General features: G+C 46.7%; 16 protein-coding genes. 6 read left to right on the plus strand and 10 right to left on the minus strand.

All coding sequences use genetic code 11. The features are described 5' to 3' along the window. Positions 1-4 precede the first annotated feature (4 nt). From ASG33_RS04690 to ASG33_RS04700, 3 genes are all read left to right on the plus strand, one after another. A complete protein-coding gene (locus ASG33_RS04690) occupies positions 5-1,885 on the plus strand; it encodes a RagB/SusD family nutrient uptake outer membrane protein (RefSeq protein WP_056283260.1) in 1,881 nt (626 codons plus the stop codon). 93 nt (positions 1,886-1,978) lie between these two features. Further along, entirely contained in the window at positions 1,979-5,362 is a 3,384-nt protein-coding gene (locus tag ASG33_RS04695; protein WP_056280898.1) for a VCBS repeat-containing protein, read from the plus strand. Then, positions 5,340-6,656, plus strand: a complete 1,317-nt coding sequence (locus ASG33_RS04700) for a vanadium-dependent haloperoxidase (RefSeq protein WP_409012509.1) — start codon at positions 5,340-5,342, stop codon at positions 6,654-6,656. Before ASG33_RS04695 ends, ASG33_RS04700 begins: the two co-directional genes overlap by 23 nt. Before the next feature lie 37 nt (positions 6,657-6,693). Here ASG33_RS04700 and ASG33_RS04705 read toward each other — a convergent pair whose 3' ends face one another. The 4 genes from ASG33_RS04705 to ASG33_RS04720 all read right to left on the minus strand — a co-directional run bounded on the left by ASG33_RS04705 (position 6,694) and on the right by ASG33_RS04720 (position 8,986). Then, positions 6,694-6,966 (minus strand): Txe/YoeB family addiction module toxin, encoded by a 273-nt coding sequence (locus ASG33_RS04705; protein ID WP_056280901.1) that lies wholly within the window; start codon positions 6,964-6,966, stop codon positions 6,694-6,696. Continuing rightward, positions 6,966-7,226, minus strand: coding sequence for a hypothetical protein (locus tag ASG33_RS04710; RefSeq protein ID WP_082489144.1), 261 nt, complete (start codon positions 7,224-7,226; stop codon positions 6,966-6,968). The genes ASG33_RS04705 and ASG33_RS04710 overlap by 1 nt, the downstream gene beginning before the upstream one ends. 140 nt (positions 7,227-7,366) lie before the next feature. Then, positions 7,367-8,134 carry a patatin-like phospholipase family protein gene (locus tag ASG33_RS04715; protein ID WP_056280904.1) on the minus strand — a complete coding sequence of 256 codons (768 nt, stop codon included), beginning with the start codon at positions 8,132-8,134 and terminating at the stop codon, positions 7,367-7,369. A gap of 3 nt (positions 8,135-8,137) precedes the next feature. Beyond that, entirely contained in the window at positions 8,138-8,986 is an 849-nt protein-coding gene (locus ASG33_RS04720; RefSeq protein ID WP_056280906.1) for an MBL fold metallo-hydrolase, read from the minus strand. Positions 8,987-9,097: 111 nt separating this feature from the next. Between ASG33_RS04720 and ASG33_RS04725 the strand changes: the two genes are divergently transcribed. Both ASG33_RS04725 and ASG33_RS04730 read left to right on the plus strand, forming a co-directional pair. Then, the gene (locus ASG33_RS04725) at positions 9,098-11,419 is read left to right on the plus strand and encodes a GH92 family glycosyl hydrolase (RefSeq protein WP_056280908.1); all 2,322 of its coding nucleotides are present in this window, start codon (positions 9,098-9,100) and stop codon (positions 11,417-11,419) included. Between the two features lie 148 nt (positions 11,420-11,567). Next, positions 11,568-12,716, plus strand: coding sequence for an FAD-dependent oxidoreductase (locus ASG33_RS04730; protein ID WP_056280910.1), 1,149 nt, complete (start codon positions 11,568-11,570; stop codon positions 12,714-12,716). 4 nt (positions 12,717-12,720) lie between these two features. Here ASG33_RS04730 and ASG33_RS04735 read toward each other — a convergent pair whose 3' ends face one another. After that, complete coding sequence (locus tag ASG33_RS04735; protein ID WP_056280911.1) at positions 12,721-12,903, minus strand: hypothetical protein; 183 nt, start codon at positions 12,901-12,903, stop codon at positions 12,721-12,723. A 126-nt stretch (positions 12,904-13,029) separates the two neighbouring features. On the opposite strand from ASG33_RS04735, the gene ASG33_RS04740 reads away from it, so the two are divergent. Then, complete coding sequence (locus ASG33_RS04740) at positions 13,030-14,043, plus strand: low specificity L-threonine aldolase (protein WP_056280914.1); 1,014 nt, start codon at positions 13,030-13,032, stop codon at positions 14,041-14,043. A 16-nt stretch (positions 14,044-14,059) separates the two neighbouring features. On the opposite strand, the gene ASG33_RS04745 is transcribed toward ASG33_RS04740, so the two are convergent. From ASG33_RS04745 to ASG33_RS04765, 5 genes are all read right to left on the minus strand, one after another. After that, positions 14,060-14,461, minus strand: a complete 402-nt coding sequence (locus ASG33_RS04745) for a DUF1398 domain-containing protein (protein WP_056280916.1) — start codon at positions 14,459-14,461, stop codon at positions 14,060-14,062. A gap of 79 nt (positions 14,462-14,540) precedes the next feature. Next, on the minus strand, positions 14,541-15,233 hold the full coding sequence (locus tag ASG33_RS04750) for a DUF421 domain-containing protein (RefSeq protein ID WP_056280919.1): 693 nt from the start codon (positions 15,231-15,233) through the stop codon (positions 14,541-14,543). 119 nt (positions 15,234-15,352) lie between these two features. After that, a complete protein-coding gene (locus ASG33_RS04755; RefSeq protein WP_056280921.1) occupies positions 15,353-15,763 on the minus strand; it encodes a hypothetical protein in 411 nt (136 codons plus the stop codon). Between the two features lie 372 nt (positions 15,764-16,135). Beyond that, positions 16,136-17,080 (minus strand): DUF4249 domain-containing protein, encoded by a 945-nt coding sequence (locus tag ASG33_RS04760; RefSeq protein WP_056280923.1) that lies wholly within the window; start codon positions 17,078-17,080, stop codon positions 16,136-16,138. 1 nt (position 17,081) lies between these two features. Next, the gene (locus ASG33_RS04765; protein ID WP_056280926.1) at positions 17,082-19,484 is read right to left on the minus strand and encodes a TonB-dependent receptor; all 2,403 of its coding nucleotides are present in this window, start codon (positions 19,482-19,484) and stop codon (positions 17,082-17,084) included. Positions 19,485-19,546 lie beyond the last annotated feature (62 nt).

Raw genomic sequence — 19,546 nt, forward strand, 5'->3', positions numbered from 1 at the left:
CAATATGAAATTTAGCTATAAAAGTTTGTTTATAGTTGCTCTGATGACTGCCGGTGGTTTGTCATCCTGCGACACTGAATTTTTGGATGTAACGCCACCAACCGAAATCCCAAGCGAAGAGGTTTGGAAAGACGGCGCATTGGCCGAGGGTTTTGTGACAGGTATTTACCAGGGCTTGCAGCAGGGTGGTTTCAGCGAGCAAATGCTTGCTTCCCTTACTGATGAAGCGGTATTTACCCACACAGGCCGGAACATCAATACGGTAAACGAAGGCAGTTTGAGTCCGTCGAACCTTGGCTGGGTAGATGATACCTACGGTTGGGGCCCGATGTATACGCGAATCCGTGCTGCGAACATCGCGATAGCAAACCTTGCTACGGCTACGTTTACTGATGAAACGCTTAAAGCCCGCCTGAAAGGGGAAGCTTATTATATGAGAGCTTACTACTACCAGCAGCTGGTGCGCTACTATGGTGCTGTTCCCCTGATCAAAAAGGTTTATGCATTGAATGAAGACTACTCTACACCTCGTAACACTTACGATGAATGTGTGAAGTCTATCGTAAGTGACCTTGACAGTGCTGCATTATTGCTCGAAGGAAAAACGCTGGTAAAAGGCAGGGCTTCCAAAGTAGCAGCTTTGGCCTTGAAATCACGTGTGTTGTTGTATGCAGCAAGTGATCTTCACGACATTCCAACGGCGAAAGCGAAGTCAAGCGTTATCTCAGGATATCCGAATCCTGAATTCCTGGGATACCTTACCGGCGATCGCGCTGCACGCTGGACTGCTGCTCAGGCAGCCGCAAAAGCTGCATTGGATGCAAGTAACGGTGGATATAAGTTAAACCTGACCGCGCCGGTTTCTGCTGAGCAAGGAAAGCTTAACTACATCTCCGTAGCAATGGCAGGTGCAAGTGCTGATAAAACGCTTGATCCGACTGGTGCAAACGAGCTGATTTTTGCAAGATACTTTACACCAAGTCTTGGTGAAGGTGCCCGTCAGACTGGCTTGAACAACGGACCAAATGGTTACCACAACTGGGCTGGAAATACCCCGATCGGTTTGCTGGTAGATGATTACGAAATGATGGACGGAACTCCGTTTGCCTGGACAAACCCTACGCACAAAGCTGCTCCCTACACAAACCGTGATCCACGTTTTTACGCAACTGTGATGTATGACGGAGCTCCCTGGAAGCCACGTCCATCGGATGCAAAAGATCCTGCGAACCAGATTCAAACCGGCGCTTATGATCTGCTGGACGATAAAGGTGCATTGATTAACCGCAAAGGATTGGATACCCGCAGCAGCTCAATTGAAGACTGGAACGGTAGCCGCACAGGTTACTACATGCGTAAGTTCATCGATCCAAACCCTGCATTGTACGATAACACCGACCGTCAGAATATTCCATGGCCTTTTATCCGTGTAACTGAGGTAGTGTTCAACTACATCGAAGCAAGCATTGAATTGGGTCAGGATGCAGTTGCATTGGAATGGCTGAACAAGATCCGTTTCCGCGCTGGTATGCCTGCGTTGAAAGTATCTGGCGCAGCTTTGAGAGACGCTTATCGTCATGAAAAACGCGTTGAAATGGCATATGAAGAGCAACGTTACCACGATGCACGTCGCTGGATGATCGCCGAGCAGACTTTGGGCCGGCCGCTTCAATACATTAACGTAATCGGTAAGTTCAAGCCAGGTAAGTCAATGAAAGAGCCTTATCATTATGATACAACGGTTTACGATTATACTTACACGCCGGTGGAAGAGAAATCTCATGAAAACCGGAAGTGGGTGGATAAAATGTATTTCCGTCCGTTCAGCCGTGATGAGATCAACCGGAATGCGAAGTTGGTTCAAAACCCGGGCTACGACAAATAGTAATATTTTATTGATTATTTTTACTGAAACTATGTCTTCGATGAGGAGACATAGTTTCTTTTTTCTATCCCTTTATAAATCTTCTTTCGCTGTATGAAGCGCTTTAAATCCTGGAAATCAGGTGTTGTGGCTGGGTTGGTAGGTCTGAGTCTCGTTTGCTGTAATAAAGAGGCTGAAAAGGAAAAGCAGGAAGAAAACAGCAGCCCGCCACTTTTTACATCGCTGTCTCCCGAAAAAACCAAGGTCGATTTTAGTAATACACTCACGGAAGGTTTGAATACCAATGTGTTGATGTACGAATATTTCTATAATGGCGGCGGGGTAGCGGTCGGGGACGTGAATGGAGATGGGCTCGACGATATCTACTTCACAGGAAATATGGTGTCCAATAAGCTGTATCTCAACAAAGGGAATATGGTTTTTGAGGATATCACAGCACAGGCGTTAGTTGGTGGCCGGGAAAAACCCTGGAAAACGGGAGTTACAATGGCCGACGTGAATGGCGACGGGAAACTGGATATTTACGTTTGCTACTCCGGCAACGTTTCACCCGAAAGCTTGCGTAACCAACTGTTTGTCAATAAAGGAAATAATGCAGCAGGAATACCGCAGTTTGAAGAAATGGCAGGCCAGTATGGTCTGGCCGATCCGAGTAATAGTACGCAGGCTGCCTTTTTTGATTTTGACAAAGACGGCGATCTGGATATGTTTTTGCTCAACCATAATCCTAAGTCGCTGCCCATTCTCGATGAAGCCAGTACAGCCGACCTTCTGAGTAAAGATGATCCTGTAACTGGCGTACGTTTATTCCGCAACGATCCGAAAGGAAGCGCGCCTTTCTTTACGGATATCACCAAAAAAGCCGGCATTCACAGTTCTCCGCTGACATACGGACTTGGGATCGGTATTGCAGATATCAACCAGGATGGCTGGCAGGATATGTACATTTCCAACGATTATTCCGTACCTGATTTTTTATACATCAATAATAAAAACGGCACTTTCACCGATGTGCTGGATGAAAGTATCGGTCACACTTCGCATTCGTCAATGGGCAGCGATATTGCCGATTTCAATAACGACGGGCTGCCGGACATTTTTACGCTGGATATGTTGCCAGAAGACAACCGGAGACAAAAGTTGCTTTCCGGTCTGGATAACTACGAACTCTTCGACTTCAATGTAAAAGTGGGCTTTCATCACCAGTATATGCGCAATATGCTGCAAATGAATGAGGGGACAAGCAAAGGCTCGAAGGTGCCTGTTTTCTCGGAAGTAGGTCAGCTTGCAGGCGTTTCAAATACGGATTGGAGCTGGGCTACGCTGTTTGCAGATTACGACAATGACGGCTGGAAAGACATTTTCGTCACAAACGGAAACTTGCGTGATTTCACCAATATGGATTTTGTCAAATTCATGGGAGATCATTTGAAACGCATTGAAGGACAGGTTAAGCGGGAAGATGTGCTGCAATTGGTGTACCAGATGCCTTCTTCAAACATGAAAAATTACCTTTTCAGGAATGGTAAAAACCTTACGTTCAGTAATGTAGCGGATAGCTGGGGGCTGGGTGAAATATCGAATAGCGGCGGAGCAGCTTACGCAGACCTTGATAATGACGGCGACCTGGATCTGATCGTCAATAACATCAACAAGCCGGCTTTTATTTACCAGAATGAAGGAAATAAGCTTTTGCAGAACAATTACCTCAAAATCAAGTTAGAAGGAGAGGGGAAAAATACTTTCGGAGCGGGTGCGAAAGTGACTATTTACCAGAAGGGTCAAAAGCAATTCCTGGAACAAATGCCGACACGCGGGTACCAGTCGAGCGTGTCGCCTATTCTCCATTTTGGTTTGGGTAAAAATGGCCATGTTGATTCCTTGTCGGTGACCTGGTTGAGCGGCAAGCAGCAGAAAATCGTTTCACCAAAAGTTAACCAGCAACTGGTACTCTCTGAGGTAAATGGAAAAATGACCAAATCGTTTCCACCAAAATACAATCCTGCATTTAACCCGATTCCTTCTCCGATTGCATTCAAAAGCCCTTCGATTACAACCAATGATTTCAAAAGGCAGCCGCTGCTGATCAACCCGATTTCATTTTCGGGACCTTGTCTGAAAAAGGGCGATATTAATGGCGACGGACTGGAAGATGTGTATGCAGGCGGGGGCGCAGGTGAGCCGGCGAAGCTGTATATCCAGCAAAAAAATGGTTCGTTTACCAGCAAGCCGGTACCCGCATTTGAAACAGACAAACAATCAGAAGACACAGATGCATTGTTTTTTGACGCCAATGGAGATGGTTTTCAGGATTTGTTCGTGTGCAGCGGCGGATATGCCAGCTTTATGCCCGAAGATCCTTTGCTGCAAAGCAGGTTATATCTGAATGATGGAAAAGGGAATCTGACCAGGAGCATTTCATCGCTACCGAAAATGCTGACAAGTACCAGCTGCGTGCGGGTTGCGGATCTGAATGGGGATGGTAAGCCCGATTTATTTGTCGGCGGGCGGGTAATTCCCGGCCGGTACCCCGAAGCGCCAAGAAGTTATGTATTGATCAATGACGGGAAAGGGAATTTTTCGGATCAGACTAAAAAGTGGAATGCGGATCTTGAAAAAATAGGACTGGTAACCGACGCAGCCTGGACAGATTTGAACAATGATAAAAAGCCGGACTTGATTTTGGTAGGCGAGTGGATGCCGGTAACTGTTTTTATCAATACAAATGGAAAGCTGGAAAATAAAACCGCGGACTATTTTGCCAAACCTTACAAAGGATGGTGGAATAAAATACTGGTAGAAGATTTCAATGGTGACGGAAAGCAGGATCTGGTCATAGGCAATATGGGGCTGAACACGCAATGCAAAGCCAGCGATTCTGAGCCTGTTCAGATGATCTACAAGGATTTTGACGATAACGGATCGATCGATCCGATTATGAGTTTCTATATCCAGGGTAAAAGCTATCCATATGTAACGCGTGATGAGTTACTGGATCAGATGAGCATTATGCGGACCCGTTTTCAGGATTATAAAAGCTACGCTGATGCTTCGGTTAAAGAGATTTTTACTGCGGAAGAATTACAAGGCGCGCAGGAACTCGAATCGAATTATCTGAAAACAGCCTATTTTGAATCCAATGCGGCAGGTAAGTTCGTTGAGAGACAGCTTCCGCTGGAAGTGCAAAGTGCGCCGGTTTACACCATTACCAGTCTGGATTACAACGGTGACGGCCACAAGGACCTGCTGTTTTGCGGGAATGTGAGTAAGGCGAGACTGCGGTTTGGTAAGTACGACGCCAATTACGGGATACTATTGAAAGGGGACGGAAAAGGAAAGTTCGCCTACATCCGGCAGACTGATTCGGGTTTTAGCCTGAAAGGGGATGTGAGAAGCGTGCTGCCGATTGGCAATAAATTGTTGTTTGGGATAAATCAGAAGGAAATAAAAGCATATCAGATTGGTAAAGTTCAGTAAAATCATTGCGCTGCTGCTCGCACTTGGGATTTTGGCGGGGTGCAGTAAACAGCAAAAGGAATACAACATTAGTCCGGAAACGATTGGCCAGGTTACCCTACAGATGACCGACGTGATGGTGCATGATGTAACTAATCCGCCATTGAGCGCCCGGTTTTTTGCCTACGCCTGCTTGGCCGGGTATGAGACAGTAGCGCAGCATGACAGTGCTTACAAAAGCATGCACGGTGTGTTAAACGATTTTCCCCAAATTACGAAACCGGCCATTGAAACATACTCCTACCAACTGGCGGCAGTAATGGCGATGCTGGAAACTGCCAAGAAAATGCAGCCTTCTGGCGCACTCTTGCAGAAGTACCAGGACCGACTGCTTGATTCGTGCAAAACACTTGGCTGGGATGAGGATGTGCTCGCTGGTTCCCGGGAGTATGGAATTGCGATCAGCAAGCAGATCCTGAAATACGCCAAAGCGGACAAATACAACCTGATCAGCAACTATCCGCGGTACGAGCCGCGCAACACGCCAGGTACCTGGTACCCGACGCCGCCGGGATATTTCCCGCCGGTCGAGCCTTTTTTTAGCACGGTAAGGCCGTTCACGCTTGACTCTTCTTCCCAGTTCATCCCGCCTCCTCCTGTTGCATTTTCGGAAAAGAAAGACTCTGAGTTTTTCAGGTTGATGAAAATGAATTATGATGATAAAAAGGAGCAGGAGCATTTAGTTACTGCCGCATTCTGGGATTGTAATCCATTTGCATTGGAAAACAGAGGCCACTTGCTGGTAGGAATGAAAAAAATCTCGCCCGGCGCGCATTGGATGGGTATAACGGATATTGCATGCAAGCAGGCGAAGACAGATTTTTGCAAAACTTTGCTGATCAATACCAGTGTTGCGATTGGCTTAATGGATAGTTTTATGACTTGCTGGGATGAGAAATACAGAAGTAACCGCATTCGTCCTGAAACCGCGATCCGGAAATTCATCGATCCTACCTGGAAGCCCTTTTTGCAAACGCCTCCATTCCCCGAGTACCTGAGCGGCCACTCTGTGATATCAACTTGCTCAGCTGTTATACTCACGCATTACCTCGGAGAAAACTTTGCTTATACCGATTCGGTTGAAGAACGTTTCAACCTGAAAGCACGCAAGTTTCCCTCATTTAAGGCTGCCGCATTGGAATCGGGCGCTTCAAGATTCTACGGCGGAATCCACTTTATGGATGCGATTACAAATGGGCAGAAGCAGGGAGAGCAGGTAGGAGAGTGGGTTGTGAAAACTTTGGAGAAGCGCTAGGAGGAAATTGAAAGCGCTTGAATTAGACAATAGATAGTTATTTATCGTCATAATGTCCTCTTGCAGAAAGTATGTCAACAGTGATGATATCATCATTTACAGAATAAACCAATCTATGTTTATCTGTGAGTTTTCTTGCGTACAATCCTGCCAGGCCATAACCCTTTAAGGTAGGTTTTCCTCTTCCGGTTCTCGGATGCTGCTCAATTTCTTTCAAAAGCAAAACCGCTTTTTTATAGACCTTCGGCTCAGATTTTAAAAGGTTGTATAGATCTTGCTCAGCTCTTTTTGACAGAACAATTTTATACATTATAGTGACTCAAAGTATTTATTCATTTCGTCAACGCTGTTGAAGGATATGTATTTCCCCTCTTTAATCTCTTGTTGAGCGTCTTTGATCCGCTGGATCATTTCCGGAGTGAAGTACAAGTCATCCTCGGAAATTGGAGTGAGTACATATGTTTGTTTACGGCCTCTCCTAATCACCACTTTTTCCCCTTTGTCGGCTAGCTCGAAAAAATCCTTCTGCCGCTCTCTGAATTGCCTGCTAGTTGTTTCTATGATCGCCATGATGTACATTTTTTGGTACACAAATATATCGATATTGAGCGATAAACTGTATGGTGGAACTCAAGCCAATACAACCGATTTTAATATTAGCTTCAACGCCTAACCTAGTAAATCCAAAGTTCAACTTTGGATTTACTAGGTTAAATGCCTTTCAAACTACTTACATCAGTACTTTGCAGCAACTCCGATGTATATGCATATCCCGCATCAAACAACGCTTTTGCTTTTCTGAAATCAAAAATACCGAAGCGGTTCAAGGCGGGGGGCTCTATAAGCAGGTCGCATTTTTTAAAACGTTCCCGGTTTTTGGTATGCATAGCCAGGATCAGGCTGCGGTAAATGATCTCGGTAGTTGTTTTCAGTAGTTTATTCAAACTGAATGGGTTACAGTGACTGCCAATAATAATGTCAGCCTCGCCTTCGATGTGTTCCACAGGTAAGTTATTAAGCACGCCGCCGTCGACAAGATCGCGACCATTTACCTGAATGGGACTAAAAAGACCGGGGATGCAGCATGAAGCGAGTAGTGGTAATGCAAGTTCACCATTTCGAAAAATGACAGCCTCGCCGGAGACTATATCCGTCGCATTAATTACAAGTGGTATTTGTAGCGATTCAAATGTGTTTTCGGGAATGTACTGACAAATCACGGTTTCAATACGCTTCATTTGCAACAATCCGCTTGCTCCGAAGCCCGGCCGCAGATATGGATAAAAGCTGGTTTGTATGATCTTATCCAGAATGTCGGCAGGTTGAAAACCATAGGCGATCATTGCTCCGACAAAGGCACCCGAGCTCGTCGCGCTGATGATACCCGGCTTTATACCATGTTCCTGCAAAGCCTGGATCACTCCAAGATGCGCAATCCCGCGCGCTCCGCCGCCCGATAATACCAGCCCGATCTTCATACCTTATTCTCCTATAAAATCACTCAACTTCCCACGCTCTCTGATCCTGATACCTTTTTCGGTATGTTCCACAATGCCGGCTTCGTAGAGCGGATCGTGTTCGAAAAGCAGGATATGATTTTCGTCTGCTGCATTTTTTAGTATCTGTTGCTTTTCGTCCATGGTTTGCAGCGGCCGCATATCATAGCTCATAATCCATGGGAGCGGAATGTGAAATGAAGAGGGGAGCAGGTCCGCGACGTAGATGAGCTTCCGGTCATTATAGGAAATCACAGGCAGCATCATCTGTTCCGTGTGACCGTCAACATAGATGAAATCCAGTTTTTCAAAAGGGGAGGTTTTATTTTGGATAAACTGCAACTGCCCTGACTCTTGCAGTGGAAGTATGTTTTCTTTCAAAAACGAAGCTTTTTCACGCGGGTTCGGATTCACCGCCCAGTTCCAATGCGCTTCATTGGACCAGTAAGTAGCATTCGGAAATGTAGGGAGCAGCTGCGAATTGTCTTTGCTGAAACTCACCGCGCCACCTACGTGATCAAAATGCAGGTGCGTCAATAGCACATCTGTAATATCAGCTGGCTCAAAACCCTTGTCCCGAATGGAGCCCAGCAGCGTAGCATCGCCGTGCAAATCATAATGCCCGAAAAACTTTGTATCCTGCTTGTTGCCCATCCCGGTATCAATCAGGATCAGCCTTTCTCCATCCTCAATCAACAAACAGCGCATTGCCCAGGAGCAGAGATTCTTCTCGTCCGCAGGATTTTGTTTGTTCCAAAGCGACTTCGGGACAACACCAAACATAGCGCCGCCGTCGAGTTTAAAAAAGCCGGTATCGATGATGTGAATGTTCATAAGGGATGAATGCTTTTTGATCGTCTTCAATGGGAAGGGCCGAACATTGTGGTGGTCTAACATAGCATTATTTTCTCGATCTTCCGACTTTGAAAGCCAATAAGCCTGACTATGCAATTTAAACATCTACCCTTTTCTGCCTGCTTAACAGCGGCAATATGTCTTTTTACCAACGCATTTGCACAAAAAACACCGCTTCAATATGTTGAAACGCGGATTGGTAGTGCGCCTTCCACCACGGAAAGTGCGAAGGCGCATAGCGAGGCAGGAAGTGAGCTGAAAGGGCAAACTATTCCGGCAGTCGGTGTTCCCAACGGAATGACACAATGGACACCTCAAACGCGCTCGACTGAGACCAAATGCATTTCGCCATACTATTATAATGATCAGAAATTTCAGGGATTTCGTGGTACGCACTGGCTGAACGGTTCCTGCGTACAGGATTACGGCACGCTTACGATTATGCCAATGTCCGGCGAGCTGATCACCAATCCGGAGCTGCGCGCAAGTACTTTCTCGCACGAAAAAGAACGGACTTCGCCCGCTTATTACGGAGTTTATCTGGAAGATGAAAAGATTGACGCTGAGGTAACAGCTTCCGCCCGGGCTGCTGTTATGCGGTTCCGGTTTGAAAGCGGTAGTGAAACATTCATCGTCATCGAGCCGAACAGCGACGAGGGACAAGGTTTCGTGGAGGTATTTCCGGAGAAAGGCGAGGTGGCAGGCTATAATCCTGTGCACCGGATTTACCAGGGTTCAGGCCAGCCGGCAGGGTTCAGCGGGTATTTTGTGATGCGGTTTGATAAAAAAATCTTTCAGTCCGGTGTCTGGCTGAACGACACAATTTCGCCAATGAGCCGCACTTTGACCGGTAAGGGAAAAGGGGAGAAGCTGGGTGCTTATGTAGGTTTCGGCGAAGGCGTGCAGACTGTCACTGTTAAAATCGGGACTTCATTTACGAGTCTGGAAGCAGCCCGGCAGAACCTGGATAAAGAAATCGGCAGCAAAGATTTTGAAAGTGTCAGAAAATCAACCGAAAAGATTTGGAATGATGCATTGGGGAAAGTTCAGGTGAAAGGTAGTGAGAATGATAAAACGCTTTTTTACAGTGCATTGTACCGCACGAAGCTGCTGCCCAGGCTTTTTTCAGATGTAGCCGGGACTTACCCTTCATTTGCAGGAGGTACGCCGCTGCAAAAGGCGGAGGGTTTCGATTACTATTGTGATTTCAGTTTATGGGACACTTTCCGTGGCGCTATGCCGCTTGGTATCCTGCTGGAACCTGAGAAGGCGGGAGATATGATGCAGTCGCTTGTTAAAAAAGCGGAGCAGGGAGGCTGGATGCCCATTTTTCCATGCTGGAATCATTATACCGCAGCAATGATCGGCGACCACGCCATGTCAGTAGTCGCAGATGCGTACAGCAAAAACGTTCGCAATTTTGATGTGAATGCAGCCTATACCGCGCTACGTAAAAACGCATTTGAAGTAAACAGCGATGCGAAAAGTTATGCTTCGGGCAAGGGCAGGAGGGCGCTGGACTCCTATCTGAAATACAACTATGTGCCGCTGGAAGACAGTGTGCCGCTTGCATTTCACAAGCGTGAGCAGGTTTCCAGAACGCTGGAATATGCATATGATGACTTTTGTTTGTCTGTGCTAGCCAGTGGAATCGGCAAAACGGAAGATGCGCAGGTATTGCGGAAACGCGCTCTTAACTACAAAAATGTCATAGATCCAGCAACGGGTTATGCGCGTGGCCGCTACGCAAATGGTGGCTGGATTGCAGATTTTGATCCGTTTGCCAAACGGGCCAGCTTTATTACAGAAGGTTCGCCTGCGCAGTATACCTGGTTTGTTCCGCAGGATATCGCCGGTTTGCAGAAGATCATTGGCGGTGAAAGTGCCTTTATTAATAAACTGGACACGCTTTTTAATCAGGGGCATTACTGGCACGGGAATGAGCCCAATCACCAGATTGCTTACCTGTACGCATTTGCCGGACAACCCTGGAAAACGCAGCAATGGACACGCAAGATTATCCGTGATGAATATGATACCGGCATGGGCGGGTTGAGCGGCAATGAGGATGGAGGCCAGATGTCGGCCTGGCTGGCATTTAGTATGATGGGTTTTTATCCTGTCACGCCAGGTATTGATCAATATGTACTTGGAAGTCCGGTGTTTGAAGAAATGACAATTCAGGGTGCAAAAGGCAGGAAATTCAGTGTTATCGCGAAGAATGTGGCTGACAATGCACCTTACATTCAATCTGCCACCTTGAATGGAAAGCCATTTAGCCGCACTTACCTCACCCACGAAGAGATCGTCAAGGGCGGTAAGCTCATTCTGCAAATGGGAACAGAACCAAATAAAAAATGGGGCTCGGAAGCGGCGAATGCACCATTTTCTCTTTCAACCAGCGGATTGTAGTCTGGTATAATCAATAGTAATTTTTGGATTTATAAACAGAAGTAAGTGTTTTCTTCTGAATTTCGCCGGGTATGCAGTAGGATATTTGTGATTATTGGTCAATGTCATTAATTTCAGTCAAATCCATTCCTATTTTACACCAACCCAGATGAACCGCAGAAACTTCTTCGAGAAAGCAATTCCCGCCACTTTTGCATTAGGTACCATTGCTGCTTCATGCGCACCCAAAACGCAGCAGTATTATCCTGACAAGCACTTTCATATCAGTGGGGGCTACCATCAGATTCCTAAGCTGCGGCTCTCCATGGACCGGATTCTGAAGGAAACGGTGGGCTTGCGGCCATTCCGGGCGTCGGGGCCGCGGCTCGATGTGGAGCAGCTGGGTAACAAAACGCTTGTACATAATTACGGACACGGAGGAAGCGGCTGGTCGCTGTCTTGGGGTACGGGCAATATTGCGCGGAATAATGTGCTTAAAACCGGCGAGAAGAAAATTGCGGTACTCGGTTGCGGAACAGTCGGCATTGCTACTGCCCGGCTTTTACAGGAAAGTGGCTGCGAGGTGACGATCTATGCCAAAGATGTTCCGCCGAATATTACAAGCAACCTCGCGACAGGTACCTGGTCGCCTGCATCGCGGGTTTGTGACAAGAAAGTAGCCAAACCTGAATTTCAGGCAATCTGGGAAGAGGCGACGCGGTTTTCACACCGCCGCTTTCAGTTTCTGCTAGGAATGAACGATATCGCCTGCTGGGCTGAGGAATACAGTGTTTTTAACCAGGCTCCTGTTTACGCGCCCGGCGCAGGCGGCGAAGATTTTGAAGTGGAAGGGTTGCTTCCGGAGCGGGTGCGGCTTACTTCCAAAGAGCACCCGTTTAAAGCTGACTATGTGACACGCCGCTCCAATATCATGTTCAATATCCCCACTTACCTGCGTCACCAATTGCAGGATTTTACGATGTTTGGCGGAAAAGTAAAAATTCACGAGATCAAGCGATTGGAAGATATTGACGCATTGCCGGAGAAGGTAGTTGTAAACTGCATGGGCCTCGGCGCCAAGCCCGTATTCAATGATGAAGAACTTACGCCGGTTTCAGGCCAGCTTTCCTGTCTGATCCCGCAAAGTGATATCAATTACAAACTGTACACGCAGGGAGCTAATTTTATCTCACGCAAAGACGGAATTTACATCGGGAGCAATGGCATTGTAGGTAACTGGGATACCACGCCAAGCAAGGAGCAAACCGAGAAAACGGTTGGTATTTTAATGAAACTTATGGAGGATATGAAAGGCTAGTGGCCTAATCCTCTTTCACGTGATATCTTCTTCTGATTTCGTTGATAAGAAACTTCTTGTGGGCAGTAAAACTTTCCGGGTGCATTGTTTCAAATATGCTGCGCCACTCCTGAAAACGGGCATTGTCTGCCTTTTGGAATGTTTCCGGGTCTATCTTTTTTGACGTTAAGTACTCTTCAAACTCCATATCTCAGATTTTTGACGCAATATATCGGTTTAAAAGTATTTGCAACTTATCATCACTACTTCCGTTATTCGTTGATATTTGGATTTGCAAAGTTTCAGGCAGCAATACTTTTGATTTAATACTAAAATGAAAATTGACTTACGCAGCGACACGGTCACCAAACCTACCCTGGGAATGCAGCAGGCCATGTGGGCCGCAGAGGTAGGGGATGATGTAATGGGCGATGATCCGACCGTGAATGCATTGCAGGAAAAGGCCGCGCAGCTTTTTGGAATGGAGGAAGCATTGTTCTGCGCGTCGGGTACATTGACGAACCAGCTCGCTATCCGCGCGCATACACAGCCCGGAAGCGACGTGATTTGCGATAAATACTCTCACATTTACCTTTATGAAGGTGGCGGGATCATGCTCAATGCGCTTTCCTCGGTGAAGCTGCTCGACGGCGACAGGGGCAGGCTAACGGCGAGCCAGGTAGCAGAAGCGATCAGCCCGGAGCACGATATACACTCCACAGTAACCCGGCTTGTTTCTTTGGAAAATACGATGAACAAAGGAGGCGGCAGCTACTACGATTTTGAGGAGATCCGTGCAATCAGGCAGGTTTGTGACACAAAAGGAATTCCATTGCACCTGGACGGCGCCCGTCTGTTTAATGCATTGGTAGAAACACGCGAAGAGCCCGCAAAATACGGTTCGGTTTTCGACAGTATCAGTATTTGTCTTTCCAAAGGGTTGGGCTGCCCGGTAGGTTCATTGCTGATAGGTACCAAGGAAGTAATCCAAAAAGCACGCCGTTTCCGGAAAGTAATGGGCGGCGGCTGGCGGCAGGCAGGTTTTCTGGCGGCGGCAGGGATTTACGCATTGGATCACCAGGTAGAAAGATTAAAGGAAGATCACCTGCGTGCCCGGGAGATTGGAGCCATTTTCGCTGCGAAGCCGGAAGTGGAAGAGGTATTTCCCGTGGATACAAACATCGTTATTATCAGGCTTGCGCCGGGGATATCAGAAGCTGAGTACGTACAGCAACTGGCGCAAAGAGATATTCTTGCTGTTACCTTCGGAAAAGGACTGGTGCGCTTTGTCACGCACCTCGACTTTACTGATATGCATCTGGAAGAACTAAGAAAAAGAACAGCCTGAACGATAACGTTGCAGGCTATACTTCCGGGATTGTTTCCTCGTATTCATACTCTGAATTCGGTCCCTGATAAATCACTTTCATTCCCGTGAGGTCGGCTACGTAGGTATGTATGCCTGCGGCGCCTATCTCGCGTAGGAAAGTTGGATAATCCGTTTCACCTTCCTGTGAACGCCTGATCGCATTTTTCACCTCTTCCAGCTCGAAAGCTTCGGCACATTCAAATTCCGGGAGCTCGCCCGGGATCATCAGTTTGTCCCCGTTCGTGGCCGTGTAAGTACGCTGGTAATTCCTCACTTTTACCTCGTAATTATCTACCCCGATCGCTTTCAGGTTCTTTACAAAATAAGGATATGGCTGTCCAGCAGATCGTTGCTCTGCCGACCGGATCAGTTCTTCCGTTAATTCGATCATTTCCATAGCTATGTGTTTTTTTAAATCCCCAAACCCTTAAAATAGCTGTGCCAGGCCCGTATTCCCAAATGTACAGCAACAAAATTCAGGCAATTCTCGCCGTGTTCAGCGAAGGTACCCACTCGTCACGGTTACAAACCCGACAAATATGTGCCCCCGACTTCAACACTTCGGTGTTGCCGCAGAATGAGCACGAATGATAACCGTCGCTTGAAATCGTTTTGCTTTTCTTGTAATACAAAGACGGCAGCAGCGGCAGTCCGTATTTCACTTCTTCATCCTTGTAAAAAAAGATACTTACCTCACCGGAAGGTTCCAGCAATGCAGTTCTTACCTGACCAAGATGTTCAATGCTTTTTGACCGCAATTCAGAAAAAAACTCATCCTGCGCAAGTGTTTCCTTCGAAAATTCAGAAATGGAAAAGCGGCCTTCATTGATCAGGCAGACTGTTTTTCCTTCTACTATTTTCTCGAAAAACTTGCTCTTTCCCGTAAGCCAGGTTACCAGCCTGTAAAGCATGATAATCGTAGCAAACACCACCAATGCCGGTATAATACCTACATCTTCATAAAACATCGGATCACCTGCTGCGGAGCCCAATGCGATGATAATGACCGTCTCAAAAATGGAAAGTTGCCTGACTCCCCGTTTGCCTGTGATTCGCAGGGCAACAAGAAGGAAGACAAACATGATGGTCGATCGCAGGAGTACTTCCAGCAGAAAAATGGGAGGGAGTTCGTTGAACAAAACCCGGTCCCATTCCAGAATTTCAGTCATTTAGCAGCAGATTTAGTAGAAAGGTTTAAGCAAATGAAAAGATGTTACTTTACACCTTTCGGGTAATGTAACATCTTTTTGCACTTGTTTAGTCGAGATATAGTGTGATTGACGCATTTTTAATGCGCTATATCTTCATCGTCGTGGTGTACGATCAGAGAACTTCTTGTATCAAGTTTCTTGATCATCTCATTTGTCATGCTATCGGCATAAACCCCATAGCTGCTGATCAATGTACCTTTCAGACCATCTTTCGACTCAATCGCATAGAGGATCGACATATCGCCCGGGTCGGTCATCCCTTCGAATCGGTATACCTGAACAATGTCAAAATCTTCCGGCGAGAGGTTCAGGCAGATACCGTCTTCCTTGTGCACTTCCAATGCGTGTGCAGTCAGGTTGAAATCGTAGGTAAACCCGTCCTCTTTCAGATCTTCAAGTGTTTCGAGCAGGGTATCCGGCTCCGACATGTTTTTATTGGAAGGATTTTCCTTTTTGGTTTGATCCTTATCAGTTCCTTGCAAGTCCATATCTAATTTGTTTAAGGTTATAATCAGGATATCATATCTTCCGATATGTATGTATATAAGCCTCGTTGTGATCGGAGGCAGTTTGTTGTGCTAGTTTAAAAAACGCTACGCTGTTTGAAGGGTGAACAGAAAAAAGCATGCCTTTCAGCTACAATGTCACCAGGCAGTTATTAAGAAACTACTGTAATCTGTTCAGCGCATTTGAAATGTGCATTTTAAAACCGCTGAATGCTGCGTTTCTGCTGTTTTGGAATTCGATATGTGCAGTAATTTCTTGCAAATATTTTAGAAATCATGCGAACATTTTGAGGTGCTTTGACCTCAGTTTGTCTTAAAATGTAGAAAGAAAAATGCCCTGAGAGAGGCAGGAACTTACTTTGGCCGGTAAATCAGCTGTCCGGTGTGGTAAGCGGCAAAGCATCCGAGTCCGCCCTCAATATTGGTGAACACCAGTGAAGGTTCTACGAAGGGATTATCAGCGTTGCGTGCATTGTCCAGAGACTTGTGATACCTGAAATAATTCTCATCCGTATTTAACACCTCCATAGTCATGGAAATGATCTTGGCTTTTGGATAAACCGTAAAATACGATCCGTCACTTGTGCCGAAACCTGTGGGGCCGGGCAGCCTCAATGTACCTGTTGGCGAGGTGAAAACCGTTCCGTCCAGATTGACGTCGCTTTGAAAATTGTCGCGGCCGATGGTTTCTTCCCAGTTCACATTGAAACGGTTCCGCACGCGGCGCTCACTGTATTTACCACCTCCAAGACCGTCGGGAATGCTGTATTCGAGGTCAACAAATGCCCGTACGCGATAGTAATTTCGCTCACCCGGGATGTCAGTCCACTTCATTTTCAAACGAAGTGTCGTATCTGAAAAGCTGGTATATGCAGTGTCCAGTTCGAAAGTCATTGGCACCACCGCTTTTGCCGGTACAGAGCAGGTTGAGGTCACTGTCCGGCCTCCCTGAGATACGGTGATCTTGTAGGTCCGGCCGGCTACGACAGGAAACCGGGCTTTGTCCGTCACGTACAAATCGTTGGTTGAGTCAAATGGAACCGTTACCTCGCGCGTCTCGTCGGAAAGTTTTACTACTGCATTTCGGATAATTCCCTCGGTTGTATTAGGCTCTCCGAACAAGGGACGCGATTGTGTGACTGCTACAATAATGCGTGGATTTTCGGGAGACAGGAAAGCCTGAACCGTCAGTCGCGATTCGGTTTTTGGCAAATCAGCATCGTCGATCTCCGTCACCAGCGACTCGCAGGCCGACAGGCTGATCCATAAAATGAATGCGATTACAATGTTGATTTTCATATCAAAACTTGAAATTGTAGCTGAATGAGGGAAGGATAGGGAATAGTGAATAGCGTTTCAACGTTTTCCTGCTTCTGACTGACGAGCCTTCGGTCACGTTTTCACTATCGATATTATAGAAGAATGGATTGCGCCTGTTATAAACATTGTAAATGCCGAACTCCCAGGTCCGCTCGTGCCTTTTCTTCTTTTTGTGAAACTGGATAGCCACGTCGCCTCTGTGGAAAGGCTCTGCACGAAAGCTGTTTTTCTGGCCGTATTCATTCACTTCCCTGCCGCCCCAGTCGATAACTGTTTGCCCTTCCGGAGTAACACGCGGCACAAAATTGTCTCTGAGGCCGGTGTAAGTCGAGATTGGGAGGGTCAATGCATTTCCGGTTCCGTAAACCCAGGTTGCACTCAGGGTAATGCGCTTGCTTAGCTCATAAATGCCCACAACCGACAAATCATGCCGCCTGTCGTAACGCGGAAAGAAGGTCCGGCCAAAGTTCAGCTCGGGAAATTTCCAGTAAGTCCAGGACAAAGTGTAGCCGATCCATCCTGAAAAGCGCCCAGTTTTCTTCTGGATCAAAAATTCGGCACCATAAGACCAGCCTTTACCGGCAGTAACATTTTCTTCCCAGCTCAGTTCATTTGCATTTTCTCCATTAAAACTTAAAAAAGACGATCCTTCCTTGTAGTTTAAAATGTTGTCCATTGCTTTGTAATAACCTTCCAATGTCAATGTAATGGCAGGTTTTTCGAGGTCTTTGGCAAAACCGACTGCTACCTGTCTGGACTGCTGAGGAGCAATGCGATCGGTGGTAGGTACCCAGAGGTCGGTTGGAAGTCCGAGGCCGGTATTGGAGAGCAAATGCACATACTGGTTCATTTGTGCATAGGAAGCTTTAAACGAGAAATCTTTCGCCAGCCTTAATGCAGCTGAAAACCGTGGCTCCGGCCTGATATAGTTTTTGGTTTCGGTCTGAAATGAGCTTAACCTGAACCCTGCATTTATTTTGAATGCTTCAAGCGCCTGCCAGGTGTCTTCAATGTATAACCCGGCTTCAAGCGAGTTGACGGGCCTGACCGATCTTTCAATGGAGTTATCGATGAATGAACCCTCGATTGCAAGCGCCGAAGGTACAAACCGGTGGAAAGTCGCAAGTCCTCCGAATTTGACTGCATGTTTGGTCGATGGGTAAAAGTCGAAATCGATCTTGCCTCCAAAATCACGTATTTTCGAGTTATAATCGAGGCTGAATTCATCGGTATCATTTGCATTGATTTCTTTGGTGTAACTCGAAACTCCAAAGTCGAAATTGCTGTAAATCAGTGAAGTGTTGACAAAAAGCTTCTGATTCAATACGTGGTTCCAGCGCATGGTTGCGGTTGCATTCCCCCAGGCCAGGCCTGCGCGGGTTTCCGAGTCAGAGCTTTTTTCATTAGCATGAAACTTGTCTCTCCCAAAATACCCGCTCACGTAAAGCTTGTCCTTTGAGCCAAGATCATAGTTCATTTTTGCATTCAGATCATAAAAATAATAGCCGGGCTTCACCTGACTATCTGATCCCTGCTGCGACTGGGCGATAAATGGCGCGGCCAGAATATCAATGTAAGTACGCCGTCCCGAGATCAGAAAAGAGGATTTACCTTTTGAGATAGGCCCTTCCAATGTAAGTCGGGAGGAAATTAACCCGATACCACCTTCACCGTGCAATTTTTCTTTGCTGCCTTCTTTCATATTCATTTCCAGAACCGAGGAAAGCCGGCCACCATAACGCGCAGGAAAACCACCTTTTGTGAGCTCCACACTTTTCAGCGCGTCGCTGTTGAAAATGGAAAAGAAGCCGAAAAGGTGGTTTGCATTATATACCACTGCATCATCGAGAATGATCAGGTTCTGGTCCGGTCCGCCGCCGCGTACATACAATCCGGTTTGTCCCTCGGTCCCTTTCTGTACACCCGGCATAAGCTGCAAGACGCGGAGTACATCCTTTTCACCAAAAAATGCGGGTATCTTTTTAAGCTGCTGGATCGGAATCTCGACCTTGCTCATTTGCACATCGCGGCTTACATAATCTTCCTGTTTTCTCGCAGAAACCACTACTTCTTCGAGCTGGGTAATGGTTGCGAGAAAGATATTCAGCTCTGCATCCCGAAGTAAGCTCATGGGGCGGGTTACTTTTTCATATCCGACAAAGGAGAATGAAATGCGGGCAGAGTCGGTTCGGGGAAGGGTGAGCGAGTAAAATCCGTAGGTGTTGGTGACGCTCCCGTAAGGTGAATTTTCAATGTACACATTCACGCCCGGCAATTGCTCCTGGCTCCCGCTTTCCTTCACGAAGCCGCTGATGGTAATCCGGTCCTGCGCCAGCGCAGCAATTGTTACAAGAAAAAGGAGAGGAGTAAACAAAAATCGCATAGTGCGGGAGCTGGTTCGCTTTTGTAACGACCCGATAATATTTATAGTATGATCCGTTTTTC

The sequence above is a fragment of the Dyadobacter sp. Leaf189 genome, from assembly GCF_001424405.1.
GTDB lineage: Bacteria > Bacteroidota > Bacteroidia > Cytophagales > Spirosomataceae > Dyadobacter.

What these genes read in the sequence shown, in the direction of transcription:
- ASG33_RS04690 (WP_056283260.1), top strand. Translation starts at nt 5, where the DNA reads ATGAAATTTAGCTATAAAAGTTTGTTTATAGTTGCTCTGATGACTGCC.
- ASG33_RS04695 (WP_056280898.1), top strand. Translation starts at nt 1,979, where the DNA reads ATGAAGCGCTTTAAATCCTGGAAATCAGGTGTTGTGGCTGGGTTGGTA.
- ASG33_RS04705 (WP_056280901.1), bottom strand. Translation starts at nt 6,966, where the DNA reads ATGTATAAAATTGTTCTGTCAAAAAGAGCTGAGCAAGATCTATACAAC.
- ASG33_RS04710 (WP_082489144.1), bottom strand. Translation starts at nt 7,226, where the DNA reads ATGGCGATCATAGAAACAACTAGCAGGCAATTCAGAGAGCGGCAGAAG.
- ASG33_RS04715 (WP_056280904.1), bottom strand. Translation starts at nt 8,134, where the DNA reads ATGAAGATCGGGCTGGTATTATCGGGCGGCGGAGCGCGCGGGATTGCG.
- ASG33_RS04720 (WP_056280906.1), bottom strand. Translation starts at nt 8,986, where the DNA reads ATGAACATTCACATCATCGATACCGGCTTTTTTAAACTCGACGGCGGC.
- ASG33_RS04725 (WP_056280908.1), top strand. Translation starts at nt 9,098, where the DNA reads ATGCAATTTAAACATCTACCCTTTTCTGCCTGCTTAACAGCGGCAATA.
- ASG33_RS04730 (WP_056280910.1), top strand. Translation starts at nt 11,568, where the DNA reads ATGAACCGCAGAAACTTCTTCGAGAAAGCAATTCCCGCCACTTTTGCA.
- ASG33_RS04735 (WP_056280911.1), bottom strand. Translation starts at nt 12,903, where the DNA reads ATGGAGTTTGAAGAGTACTTAACGTCAAAAAAGATAGACCCGGAAACA.
- ASG33_RS04740 (WP_056280914.1), top strand. Translation starts at nt 13,030, where the DNA reads ATGAAAATTGACTTACGCAGCGACACGGTCACCAAACCTACCCTGGGA.
- ASG33_RS04745 (WP_056280916.1), bottom strand. Translation starts at nt 14,461, where the DNA reads ATGGAAATGATCGAATTAACGGAAGAACTGATCCGGTCGGCAGAGCAA.
- ASG33_RS04750 (WP_056280919.1), bottom strand. Translation starts at nt 15,233, where the DNA reads ATGACTGAAATTCTGGAATGGGACCGGGTTTTGTTCAACGAACTCCCT.
- ASG33_RS04755 (WP_056280921.1), bottom strand. Translation starts at nt 15,763, where the DNA reads ATGGACTTGCAAGGAACTGATAAGGATCAAACCAAAAAGGAAAATCCT.
- ASG33_RS04760 (WP_056280923.1), bottom strand. Translation starts at nt 17,080, where the DNA reads ATGAAAATCAACATTGTAATCGCATTCATTTTATGGATCAGCCTGTCG.
- ASG33_RS04765 (WP_056280926.1), bottom strand. Translation starts at nt 19,484, where the DNA reads ATGCGATTTTTGTTTACTCCTCTCCTTTTTCTTGTAACAATTGCTGCG.